Annotated in this window: 10 protein-coding genes; 6 read left to right on the forward strand and 4 right to left on the reverse strand. The window is 61.4% G+C overall.

Going from position 1 to position 11,541, the window contains the following annotated elements:
* Nucleotides 1-2: 2 nt before the first annotated feature.
* Together PO883_RS16885 and PO883_RS16890 are read right to left on the reverse strand one after the other, a co-directional pair.
* Nucleotides 3-719, reverse strand: coding sequence for an ABC transporter ATP-binding protein (locus PO883_RS16885; protein ID WP_167083969.1), 717 nt, complete (start codon nt 717-719; stop codon nt 3-5).
* Between the two features lie 32 nt (nt 720-751).
* On the reverse strand, nt 752-2,020 hold the full coding sequence (locus tag PO883_RS16890) for an efflux RND transporter periplasmic adaptor subunit (RefSeq protein WP_167083967.1): 1,269 nt from the start codon (nt 2,018-2,020) through the stop codon (nt 752-754).
* Between the two features lie 231 nt (nt 2,021-2,251).
* On the opposite strand from PO883_RS16890, the gene PO883_RS16895 reads away from it, so the two are divergent.
* Nucleotides 2,252-3,883 carry a hypothetical protein gene (locus tag PO883_RS16895; protein WP_289310805.1) on the forward strand — a complete coding sequence of 544 codons (1,632 nt, stop codon included), beginning with the start codon at nt 2,252-2,254 and terminating at the stop codon, nt 3,881-3,883.
* A gap of 33 nt (nt 3,884-3,916) precedes the next feature.
* On the opposite strand, the gene PO883_RS16900 is transcribed toward PO883_RS16895, so the two are convergent.
* Nucleotides 3,917-4,186 (reverse strand): hypothetical protein, encoded by a 270-nt coding sequence (locus PO883_RS16900; protein ID WP_289310806.1) that lies wholly within the window; start codon nt 4,184-4,186, stop codon nt 3,917-3,919.
* 24 nt (nt 4,187-4,210) lie between these two features.
* Entirely contained in the window at nt 4,211-6,022 is a 1,812-nt protein-coding gene (locus tag PO883_RS16905) for a phosphoethanolamine transferase (protein WP_289310807.1), read from the reverse strand.
* A 182-nt stretch (nt 6,023-6,204) separates the two neighbouring features.
* Between PO883_RS16905 and PO883_RS16910 the strand changes: the two genes are divergently transcribed.
* From PO883_RS16910 to tuf, 5 genes are all read left to right on the forward strand, one after another.
* Complete coding sequence (locus tag PO883_RS16910; protein ID WP_289310808.1) at nt 6,205-6,948, forward strand: M48 family metalloprotease; 744 nt, start codon at nt 6,205-6,207, stop codon at nt 6,946-6,948.
* 408 nt (nt 6,949-7,356) lie between these two features.
* The gene (rpsL, locus tag PO883_RS16915; RefSeq protein WP_025603541.1) at nt 7,357-7,740 is read left to right on the forward strand and encodes a 30S ribosomal protein S12; all 384 of its coding nucleotides are present in this window, start codon (nt 7,357-7,359) and stop codon (nt 7,738-7,740) included.
* Nucleotides 7,741-7,867: 127 nt separating this feature from the next.
* Nucleotides 7,868-8,338 carry a 30S ribosomal protein S7 gene (gene rpsG, locus PO883_RS16920; protein WP_054265804.1) on the forward strand — a complete coding sequence of 157 codons (471 nt, stop codon included), beginning with the start codon at nt 7,868-7,870 and terminating at the stop codon, nt 8,336-8,338.
* A 132-nt stretch (nt 8,339-8,470) separates the two neighbouring features.
* Nucleotides 8,471-10,576, forward strand: coding sequence for an elongation factor G (gene fusA / locus PO883_RS16925; protein ID WP_167083957.1), 2,106 nt, complete (start codon nt 8,471-8,473; stop codon nt 10,574-10,576).
* Between the two features lie 89 nt (nt 10,577-10,665).
* A partial coding sequence (gene tuf, locus PO883_RS16930) for an elongation factor Tu (RefSeq protein WP_289310809.1) occupies nt 10,666-11,541 on the forward strand: 876 nt, incomplete at its 3' end.

The raw sequence follows: 11,541 nt of genomic DNA on the forward strand, positions 1-11,541 counted from the left end.
CCTTATGCGACCTGGCTTGATACCCGGGCGCCGGCCAGGACGGCCGGCTTGCGCACCAGGTCCGACACCTGGCCGTCGATGATGTGCACATTGCGCTGCGAACGCACCGCCAGTTCCGGGTCGTGGGTGACCATCAGGATGGTGGTGCCCTGGGCGTTGATCTCTTCGAGCAGTTCCATCACGCCACGCGCCATCTGGGTATCGAGGTTGCCGGTCGGTTCATCGGCCAGCAGCAGCTTGGGCGAGCCGGCCAGCGCGCGCGCGATCGCCACGCGCTGCTGCTGCCCGCCCGACAGTTCGGCCGGATAGTGCTTCATGCGCGAGGCCAGGCCGACCTTGGACAGCGCGTCTTCGATGCGTTCCTTGCGTTCGGCGGCGTTAAAGCCCCGGTAGCGCAACGGCACGTCCACGTTGTCGAACAGGGACAGGTCGGCAATCAGGTTGAAGCCCTGGAAGATGAAGCCGAGCTTTTCGTTGCGCAGGCGCGAGCGGGCGTTGTCGTCCATGCCCTTCACATTCACGCCGTCGAGCACATATTCGCCATCGGTGAATTCTTCGAGCAGGCCGGCGATGTTCAGGAAACTGGTCTTGCCCGAGCCGGAAGGGCCGGTGACGGTGACGAATTCGCCCTGGTTGACCTGGATCTCGAAACCGCGCAGTGCGTGCGTTTCGATCATGTGGGTGCGGTACACCTTGCTCAGATTGGTCATGCGCAGCATGGATGGTCCTTTCGTTGGAAATCAATGATTGATCAGTTGTGAATCGAGACGCGCGCGGCGTTGGCGAAGCTGTCGGTGCCGGCGATGACGACCTTGTCGCCGGGTTTCAGGCCCGACAAGATCTCGACCGACGACACGCTGGTCGCGCCCAGCTTGATCGGGGTGCGCACGGCCACGCCGCCTTGCATGACGTAGGCGAAGCGGCCCCCTTCGTTTTCGACGAAGGGGCCGCGCGGCAGCAGGATGACGTCGCGCTTTTCTTCGATCAGCAGGCGCGCGCTGACGCGCTGGCTCTGGCGCAGGCCCTTGGGCTGGGCGCCGTCGAAGCGCACCCGTGCCAGCACCTGGTTCTTGACCACCTCCGGCGAGAGGGCCGACAGCTTGCCGCTGGCGGTGGCGTTGCCGAGCGCGATCTCGGCGCTCATGCCCAGGCCCATGTCGTCGACATAGGTTTCCGGGACTTCGAGTTCGACTTCGAGGCGCGACAGGTCGACCAGCGTCATGAGGGCGGCATTGGCCGCCACCACGCTGCGGTTTTGCACCGACAGCGTGCCGATGAAGCCATCGACCGGCGCGCGCACGCTCAATTCGTCCACGCGGCGCTGGGCGTTGGCCATCGACAGGCGCTGGCGATCGAGTTCGGCCACCTTGGTTTGCAGCGCCAGGCCGACGTCGTCGCCTTCCAGCGTGGCTGCCTGGGATGCGTGGCGCGCGCGGATGCCGGCCGAATTGAGCGCGTCCTTGGCTTTTTGATAGTCGATCTTGGCGATGATGCCTTCCTGGGCCACGCTGTCGTAGCGCTCCAGCGTGCGCTGGGCCGACAGGCGGTCGATCTCGGCGGTGTCGGCTTCGCGCTGGGCCAGCAGCTTTTGTTTCTTGGCCAGGATGCGCTGGCGCGCCACTTCCGCTTCGAGCTGCTGGTAGCTCGATTGCTCGCGTTTGAGCGCGTCCGACAGGTCGGGCGATTCGAGCAGCGCCAGGACCTGGCCTTTTGTCACCGTGTCGCCGGCGGCCACCTTGAGCGTGACCGTGGCCGGCGCGCTGGCGTACAGGGTGGGACTGACGGCGGCCACCACGCGGCCATTGACGGAGGCGTCGCGCACCAGCGTTCCGCGCGTGACTTCGGCCACGCGCAGGCGCGCCGCGCTGACCGCATGCTCGCTGCCGCTCCAGGCGGACAGCAGCAGCGCGGCGCCGCCCAGCGCGCCCAGTGCCAGCACCGCGGCCACGATGCGGCGCTTTGCCTTGTGCGCGGGCGCTGCGCTGATGGTGGCGTCCTGGGAAGAGGTATCTCGGATCATGGGTTTGTCTGAACAGTCAATAGCAATAGTAATAGCAAAAGCAAAGCAGGAAGCGTGCCAAGCGCTAAGTGGCTGATTTATATGGAATTCGTCAATGCGGCGGGGCTGTCCGCGCCGTCCGGACGGTCTGTATGGACAGTGCGCGGACAGGGTGGACTTGCATTTTGTTAATTAATCCACATCTGGCAGGCTGGCTGCGCGATCCGCGCGGCCGCAGCCCAGAAAGGCAGTATGTCCGCGTTCGTATCGAAGTTGTCCGCCGTGTGGACGCAAGTGGTGACCAGTTTGCGCGCGTTCCTGATCATTCCCGGCCGGGAGCCGGTCGATTACGGTTTCGTGGCGAGCGACGTGGCGCAGCTGCACCGGCTGTGCGCCGATCCGGCGCGCGGCGCGCTCGATGACGCCACCTGGAAGGACCTGCTGCTCGATACCTACCGCGCGCAGTTATCAAAAGAAGTGAGCATCTTCGGCCAGCAGGTGCTGTACCGGCGCCTGCGCGAGGGGTTGGGCGACGACGCCTGCGCCGCCGTGGGCGAACGGGTGCGCGAGCTGATGCGCGATCCGGAGCGCCTGGCCGCGCTGCACCGCGACTGCACCTCGCTGCGCCATGCGGACAAGGAAATCGCCACCTTGCTGTTCGCGGATGCCGCGCCGCCAGCGCCCTGGTGGGTCGGCAAAACCTGGCCGCTGCCGCTCCTGCTGCTGGCGTCGATCGGCGCCGTGATCGTGACCCCGGCCGCATGGCTGGCCACCGGCGTGGTCGCGTACATATTAATGAGCACCCAGATGCGCTATCACGAACGGGTGGACGAGTGGGATCTGTCGATGAACGCGCTGCAGATGGTGCTGCGTGTGTCGAGCATCCTGGGAGCGAGCAAGGATGCCTTGCTGCTGCCGTTCGCCGGCGCGGGCGCGGCGGCGGGCAAGCTCAATCGCCAGCTGTCGCGCGCGCCGATGGTGGAGATGACGCCGGGCGCGCGCACCTATCTGGACTGGTTCATGCTCGACAACGTGAACCACTACTTCAAGGGCGTGCGGCTGGTGCACGGCAACCTGGACTTCCTGCGCGCGTGCTTTGCGCGGGTGGGCGAGCTGGAAGCCGATATTGCGCTGGCGCGCCATCTGCTCGATGCCCCCGCGCTGTGCTGGGCCGGGCGCCATGCGCACAATACGCTGGCGCTGGAAGGCACCGTGCATCCGCTGCTGCCGCAGGCGCAGGCGCTGTCGGTCAGGATCGATGGCGGCGGCGCCTTCATCTCGGGCCAGAACGGGATCGGCAAGAGCACCTTGCTGCGCACCGTGGGCGTGAACCTGGTGACGGCGCGCGCGTTCGGCTTTTGCTACGCGCGGCGCGCCAGCGTGCCGGACCTGCCGGTCTACACCAGCATGCAGAGCGTGGATTCGCTGCTGAGCGGCGAGAGCCTGTACATGGCCGAACTGCGGCGCGCGCAGGAGTTGCTGGCGGCGGCCGACGGGCCGCATCCCGGCATCTGCATCATCGACGAGATTTTCCGGGGCACCAATCACCTCGAATCGGTGTCGGCCGCGGCCTCGGTGCTCGATGTACTGGCGGCCAAGGGGCTGGTGATGGTCTCGTCGCACAACCTGGTGCTGGCGTCCTTGCTGGCGCACCGGCTCGCGCCCCTGTGCGTGCGCCTGGACGGCGCTGGCCGGCTGGTGCTGGAAGCGGGCGTGCTGGCGCATACCAACGGCATCGCCCTGCTGGCGCAGCGCGGCTTCGGCCCGGCCATCGAAGCGCGCGCGGGCAGGGTGTTCGACTGGCTCAATGGCTACCTGGCGCATCCGGGCGATTGCGACGGGGTGCTGGCGGGCGACGCCGCGAGGGAAGCAGTGCCGGCTTAGCGCACGTTGACGAAGCCGGCACGCGGGCCAGGGTTAAGGGCCGCGCTTGCGCAGCGAGTGCCAGGTTCCCACGGCCAGCGCCGCCGCCACGATCAGCAGCGCGCAGATGTTCGCGGCCGAGCCCCGGCCTTCCAGGATCGCCTTGATCCACAGGTAGGGACCCATGGGCGAGAGCACCATGAAGATGCTGCCCGGGACATGGGCGTGCGGCGGCTCGAGGACCAGCCACAATTGGGTGGCGATAAAGGTCGCGGCGAGATACCACAACAGCAGCTTGAATCCGGTTTCGATATAGTTACTCATGTTGTCCTTGAGGGCGGTGATGGCTTATTTCTCACGCTTGAGCGGCGTGCCCTTGTCGATGACCTCGCGGCAGTCGCCTTTCATGGTGGCGTTGTCGTAGTCGCTCCAGCCGTAGCTGTCGACGTAGCGCTTGTGCTGCGTGAAGCCGGGATTGACAAAGCTCCATTCCAGGCGCTCGTCGGGGTAGCGGATGTCGGCCAGGTCGAGCAGGGTGTGGAACATGTTCTCGGTCGCCAGGCGCGCCTTGCCGTGGCGCTGCAGCTGCGTCACCTTGTCCGGATAGCGCGCCAGGTACTGGTCCGAATACCAGACCAGCGCCGGCACGTGGAATTCGTACTGGCTATTGTGGCCGTGGAAGGCCAGCTTGCAGCTGTTGTCGTACAGCGTCTGGCCGTGGTCGGACACGTACAGCATGGCGCTGCGCTGTTGCGATCCTTTCAGCTGCCCGATCACGTTGGACAGGAACCAGTCGGTATACAAGATGCTGCTGTCGTAGCTGTTATTGAGCTCGGTCTTGAGCGCGGGATCGCTGTAGACCGGCTTGTCGACGCCGAACAGGGAGGGCTGCCAGCGGTCGAACTGTTTGGGGTAGCGCTGGCTGTAGTTCCAGTGGCTGCCCAGCGAGTGCAGCACGATCAGCTTTTTCGGCGCCGGGTCGGCGATGGCGCGGCGCAGCGGGTCGAACAGGATGGCGTCGAAATTGGAGTTGTTGGTGAAGCCGCCCAGGTTGAGGAACTGGATCACGTCCGCTTCCCTGGCGAACACCGACACCGGCGTGTCGAATTCGCCGAACGAGATCTGGTTCGACAGCCAGTACGTCTTGAAGCCGGCTTCCTTGTAGGCAGTCAGGAAGGATTTTTCGGCAAAACCATCCTTCAGGCTCTTGATGGCCGGTTTGCGCGAGATAATCACCGGCACCGACAGGCGCGTGGCCGAGACGGACGTGATCACGTCGGGCAGGGTGACCAGGTTGGCTTCCTTGGCGAGCAGGGGATTGGTGTCGCGCGTGTAGCCGTTCAGGCTCCAGCGGTCGAAGCGCGACGATTCGCCGATCACCATCACCACGATTTCGGGCTGGGCATCGGGCGCCGCCTGGCGCGCGCCGAAGCGGAAGTGGCTGTTGCGCTGGCCCAGTTCGGCCAGGTGCTTGCGTTCTTTATAGAAGTCGACGCCGCGCGCCGTGATGCCGAATGGCCAGGTTTGCGCGAACGCGTCGAATTCGAGCGGCAGCACGGCCCAGCGCGGCAGGGGCGGGGATGTCCAGCCGGTGTGCGCGGCGCCCGGGGTGGGCTTGCTGGCACTGGCCGACGCCGCTGTCGAGGCGGCACGCGGCGCCGCGCCCACGCCGAATTCGACGCCGTACGCCCACAGGCCGGCGCCGATGGCCAGCAGGCCCAGGCTGAGCCAGCGCGAGCTGTCGTCCCAGTCCAGTTCGCGGGCGCGGCGGGCCGCCTGGAAACTGGTGATCCACCAGGCGCTGACGGCTGCCATGACGGCGGCCATCAGCCAGACTGTCTTGCCGAGAAATTCGAGCGCTTCCTTGGGGCTGGTTTCAGCAATGATGCCCAGGTGGTGGGTCGACATGCTTTGCCCGTAGAAACTGAACAGGTAGATTTCGGTCGGCAGGGCCAGGAAGGCGGGGATCAGCAGCCAGTGGAACCAGGCGGGACGCTTGAACAGCGCCCACACCGCCACCCAGGCTACCGCTTCGATGCCGAGCACTTGCCATGGACGGTCGAGCCGCTTGCCAAGCAGCATGGGGAAGAAGGGGATGGCCGACAGTGCCGCGTAGGTCAGCAGCAGGTAGAGCGGGGCAGGGCGCAGCAGATGTCGCATCAGGGAAGCATGGTCCAGCAAAATTGGCCATTATCCCGGGTTTTTAGTTCTCCTTGCCAAATATTCGATGCAGCAAAGCGTTGCCTTGATTGTAATTATATGTATACGGATGCAATGGATGATGCCGCATGCTGCTACAATGGCAATGTTTTATTACTAATAACCTGAATGAGAGTAACTCCATGAAAACCACAATTCGTATTGCCGCGCTGACCATGTTGATCCTGAGCGCAGGCGCCGCGTCGGCTATCGACCTCGGCGGCATGCTGGGCGCGGGCAAGGATCTGGCCAAGGCCGCCACCGTCAGCGACAAGGATGTGATCGAAGGCTCGCGCCTGATGATGCGCCAGATGGACAAGGAAGAAAAACTCGCGCCGGCCGGCAGCAAGTACGCCAAGCGCCTGGCGATGTTGACCAAGGGCCTGGAAAACGAAGATGGCCTGAAGCTGAACTTTGCGGTGTACCAGTCCGCTGAAATCAATGCATTCGCCACGCCGGACGGCAGCATCCGTATTTACGCCGGCTTGATGGACCTGATGAACGACGAGGAACTGCGCGGCGTGATCGGCCATGAAATCGGCCATACCAAGCTGGGTCACTCGGCGTCGCAGATGAAAAAGGCGCTGGTGCTGTCGGCCGGTACCAAGGCGGCGGGCGCGAGCGGCAACCAGATCGGCAGCATGGTCGCAGCCAACGAAGAAACCATCAAGGCCTTCGGCAATGCGCAGTTCTCGCAGTCCGATGAGACCGCGTCGGATGACTATGGCTTCAAGTTCATGCAGAAGCACAAGTACGACGTGCGCGCGATGGAATCGGCATTCCGCAAGCTGGCCAAGCAGGAGCAGGGCGAAGGCAGCATGATGGCGAGCCACCCGGGTTCGAACGCGCGCGCCGATCGCATGAAGGCGGCGGCTGACAAGCTGTAATAGTCAGGTTGAGTACCACTGAGCCAGCTCCGTCGTCTCCGCGCCAAGGCGCGGGGAGTCGTTCCTGGCAGTGCCAGGAACGACGGCTTTGAGGTTGGCGGGCGCAGAGGGCACGAGCGGCCATGCTTGCTGCAACGCCCTGTCTCACCCCCGCCACAGTCCCTGTTTTCTCTAGCATCATCGCCCCACATCCGCATTGCCAAGCGTTAAACTGTTTGACTGCCTGCCACTTCGCGCCTATACTCGCGAGTTCTCGATTTTATTCTGCGCATTGTTTACGCATTCAGCGCCGCTCCTCGCAGGGCGGCTGTCGGTGCCTCTCCTGCGCAGTGCTCGTCGGGACTCCGTTTTAGTCCCCGGACACTCTGTCCGGGTTATTCATGTTGTAATTTTGTTGGATTTATAACGATGCCAACCATCAATCAACTGATTCGCAATCCACGTGTCGCTCTGACCGTGAAAAGCAAATCGCCGGCGCTGGAAAACAGCCCGCAAAAACGTGGTGTTTGCACCCGTGTGTACACGACGACTCCAAAGAAGCCTAACTCGGCTCTGCGTAAAGTCGCCAAAGTTCGCCTGACCAACGGTTTCGAAGTCATTTCGTACATCGGCGGTGAAGGCCACAACCTGCAAGAACACAGTGTCGTGCTGCTGCGCGGCGGTCGTGTAAAAGATTTGCCGGGTGTGCGTTACCACATGGTTCGCGGTGCACTGGATACCCAGGGCGTCAAAGACCGTAAGCAAGCTCGTTCGAAATACGGTACGAAGCGCGCTAAAGCAGGCAAGAAGTAATTTTTCGCCCCGCTTTCACTAGAAGTTTAACGAGTTGAACCGACCGTAATGGTCGAGTAAGTGGATGGCTATGATGGCCTCCGCGAGTGCGCACCGCGCGCTCAACTGAAGATAGGAAGGAATTGATATGCCACGTCGTCGTGAAGTACCCAAGCGCGAAATCTTGCCAGATCCAAAGTTCGGTAACCAAGATGTCGCCAAATTCGTCAACGTACTGATGCTGTCCGGTAAAAAATCGGTCGCAGAAAACATCATCTACGGTGCATTCGAGCACATCAAGCAAAAGTCCGGCAAAGACCCGCTCGAAGTGTTTGCAACCGCGATCAACAATGCCAAGCCGATGGTCGAGGTTAAGTCCCGCCGCGTCGGTGGTGCCAACTACCAGGTGCCAGTTGAAGTTCGTCCGGTTCGTCGTATGGCGCTGTCCATGCGTTGGTTGCGCGAAGCCGCAAACAAGCGCAGCGAAAAATCCATGCCGCAACGCCTCGGTGGTGAACTGATGGAAGCCGCTGAAATGCGCGGTGGTGCTATGAAGAAGCGGGACGAAGTTCACCGCATGGCAGAAGCGAACAAAGCGTTCTCGCATTTCCGCTTCTAATCAATTGGCCACGCCCTGGCTTGCACATTTGTGTGAGCCCAGGCGTGGCCATGTATCTGTTGTTCGAGGCCGGGCTCATTTTGTTCACAAAATGCCGCTCGGTTTTGTCCATTAAAAGATTTAGGAATAATTATGGCACGCAAGACCCCCATTGAGCGCTACCGCAATATCGGTATCTCGGCTCACATCGATGCTGGCAAGACCACCACGACCGAGCGCGTCCTGTTCTACACGGGCGTGAACCACAAGATCGGCGAAGTGCATGATGGCGCGGCCACCATGGACTGGATGGAGCAAGAGCAAGAGCGCGGTATCACGATTACCTCGGCTGCGACGACCTGCTTCTGGAAAGGGATGGCTAACAATTTCCCTGAGCACCACATCAACATCATCGACACCCCGGGCCACGTTGACTTCACGATTGAAGTTGAACGCTCGATGCGCGTGCTCGACGGTGCCTGCATGGTTTACTGCGCAGTGGGCGGTGTTCAGCCACAGTCGGAAACCGTATGGCGCCAGGCTAACAAGTACAAAGTGCCACGTCTGGCTTTTGTCAACAAGATGGACCGTACCGGCGCCAACTTCTTCAAGGTCTACGAGCAGATGCGCGCTCGCCTGAAGGCGAACCCGATTCCGCTGCAGATTCCAATCGGCGCCGAAGACAACTTCAAGGGCGTGGTCGATCTGGTCAAGATGAAAGCCATCTACTGGGACGACGCGTCGCAGGGCATGAAGTTCGACTACCGCGACATTCCTGCTGAGCTGCAAGAGCAGGCTGCCGAGTGGCGTCTGAAGCTGGTCGAAACCGCTGCTGAAGCGAACGACGAACTGATGAACAAGTACCTGGAAGAAGGCGATCTGAGCGAAGAAGAGATCAAGAAGGCGCTGCGTCAGCGTACGATCGCTTCGGAAATCGTTCCGATGATGTGCGGCACCGCGTTCAAGAACAAGGGCGTGCAAGCCATGCTCGACGGCGTGATCGAATACCTGCCATCGCCAGTCGACATCCCGCCAGTCAAGGGCATGGACGAAGATGACCAGCCGACCACGCGTAAAGCGGAAGACACCGAGAAATTCTCGGCGCTGGCATTCAAGATCATGACCGACCCGTTCGTGGGCCAGCTGATCTTCTTCCGCGTCTACTCGGGCATGATCAAGTCGGGCGACACCGTCTACAATCCGATCAAGAACAAGAAAGAGCGTCTTGGCCGTATTTTGCAGATGCACGCTAACCAGCGCGAAGAAATCAAGGAAGTCCACGCCGGCGATATCGCCGCCGCGGTCGGCCTGAAAGACGCGACCACGGGCGAAACCCTGTGCGATCCATCGTCGATCATCACGCTGGAAAAAATGGTCTTCCCTGAGCCGGTGATTCAGCAGGCAGTCGAGCCGAAAACCAAGGCTGACCAGGAAAAAATGGGCCTGGCGCTGAACCGCCTGGCACAGGAAGATCCTTCGTTCCGCGTGAAAACCGATGAAGAATCGGGCCAGACCATCATCGGTGGTATGGGCGAGTTGCACCTGGAAATTATCGTTGACCGCATGAAGCGCGAATTCGGCGTCGAAGCGACCGTCGGCAAGCCACAAGTGGCTTACCGCGAAACGATCCGCAAGGTGTGCGAAGAATCCGAAGGCAAGTTCGTCAAGCAGTCGGGCGGTCGTGGTCAGTACGGTCACGTGGTCCTGAAGATCGAGCCGCAAGAAGCCGGTAAAGGTTTCGAATTCGTCGACGCGATCAAGGGCGGCACCGTTCCACGCGAATACATCCCTGCAGTTGAAAAGGGTGTGCGCGGCACGCTGAACGCCGGCGTGATGGCGGGTTACCCAGTGGTCGACGTCAAGGTCACGCTGTTCTTCGGTTCGTACCACGATGTGGACTCGAACGAAAACGCGTTCCAGATGGCCGCTTCGATGGCATTCAAAGATGGCTGCCGTAAAGCATCGCCAGTCATCCTCGAGCCAATGATGGCCGTGGAAGTGGAAACGCCGGAAGACTACGCCGGTACCGTGATGGGCGATCTGTCGTCCCGCCGCGGTATGGTGCAGGGCATGGACGAGATCCCAGGCGGCGGCGGCAAGATCATCAAAGCCGAAGTGCCACTGTCCGAAATGTTTGGTTACTCGACCTCGCTGCGTTCCGCAACGCAAGGCCGCGCTACCTACACGATGGAATTCAAGCACTATTCGGAAGCGCCTAAGCACGTGACTGACGCAATCGTTACGGCCAAGGCCAAGTAATTTAGTCAGTTTTAGTCAGTTGAGGACAGAGCACATGCGTGAAAACCGTGCTCTGTCCCACAAAAATGAAAATTTAAAGGAAATGCAAAATGGCAAAAGGTAAATTCGAACGGACCAAGCCGCACGTCAACGTGGGCACCATCGGTCACGTCGATCACGGTAAAACCACCCTGACGGCTGCGATCGCAACCGTTCTGTCGAAGAAATTCGGCGGCGAAGCAAAAGCATACGACCAGATCGATGCAGCACCAGAAGAAAAAGCGCGCGGCATCACCATCAACACCGCTCACGTCGAGTACGAAACGGCTAACCGCCACTACGCTCACGTTGACTGCCCAGGCCACGCCGATTACATCAAGAACATGATCACCGGCGCAGCACAGATGGACGGCGCGATCCTGGTTTGCTCCGCAGCTGACGGCCCAATGCCACAGACCCGCGAGCACATCCTGCTGGCACGCCAGGTTGGCGTTCCTTACATCATCGTGTTCCTGAACAAGTGCGACCTGGTCGACGACGCAGAACTGCTGGAACTGGTTGAAATGGAAGTGCGTGAGCTCTTGTCGAAATACGAGTTCCCAGGCGACGACCTGCCAATCATCAAGGGTTCGGCACGTATGGCCCTCGAAGGCAATACCGGCGAAATGGGCGAAGTCGCGATCATGGCCCTGGCCGACGCACTCGACACCTACATCCCGACGCCAGAGCGCGCAATCGACGGCGCCTTCCTGATGCCTGTGGAAGACGTGTTCTCGATCTCGGGTCGCGGCACCGTTGTGACCGGCCGTATCGAGCGCGGTGTTGTTAAAGTCGGCGAAGAAATCGAAATCGTCGGCATCTCCGACACCGTCAAGACCACTTGCACCGGCGTGGAAATGTTCCGCAAGCTGCTGGACCAGGGTCAAGCTGGCGACAACGTCGGTCTGCTGCTGCGCGGCACCAAGCGTGAAGACGTACAGCGTGGC

It is taken from the genome of Massilia sp. DJPM01 (assembly GCF_030348125.1).
GTDB classification, from domain to species: domain Bacteria; phylum Pseudomonadota; class Gammaproteobacteria; order Burkholderiales; family Burkholderiaceae_D; genus Telluria_A; species Telluria_A frigida.

What these genes read in the sequence shown, in the direction of transcription:
- fusA (WP_167083957.1), top strand. Translation starts at nt 8,471, where the DNA reads ATGGCACGCAAGACCCCCATTGAGCGCTACCGCAATATCGGTATCTCG.
- PO883_RS16905 (WP_289310807.1), bottom strand. Translation starts at nt 6,022, where the DNA reads ATGCGACATCTGCTGCGCCCTGCCCCGCTCTACCTGCTGCTGACCTAC.
- rpsG (WP_054265804.1), top strand. Translation starts at nt 7,868, where the DNA reads ATGCCACGTCGTCGTGAAGTACCCAAGCGCGAAATCTTGCCAGATCCA.
- PO883_RS16890 (WP_167083967.1), bottom strand. Translation starts at nt 2,020, where the DNA reads ATGATCCGAGATACCTCTTCCCAGGACGCCACCATCAGCGCAGCGCCC.
- PO883_RS16910 (WP_289310808.1), top strand. Translation starts at nt 6,205, where the DNA reads ATGAAAACCACAATTCGTATTGCCGCGCTGACCATGTTGATCCTGAGC.
- PO883_RS16900 (WP_289310806.1), bottom strand. Translation starts at nt 4,186, where the DNA reads ATGAGTAACTATATCGAAACCGGATTCAAGCTGCTGTTGTGGTATCTC.
- PO883_RS16885 (WP_167083969.1), bottom strand. Translation starts at nt 719, where the DNA reads ATGCTGCGCATGACCAATCTGAGCAAGGTGTACCGCACCCACATGATC.
- rpsL (WP_025603541.1), top strand. Translation starts at nt 7,357, where the DNA reads ATGCCAACCATCAATCAACTGATTCGCAATCCACGTGTCGCTCTGACC.
- PO883_RS16895 (WP_289310805.1), top strand. Translation starts at nt 2,252, where the DNA reads ATGTCCGCGTTCGTATCGAAGTTGTCCGCCGTGTGGACGCAAGTGGTG.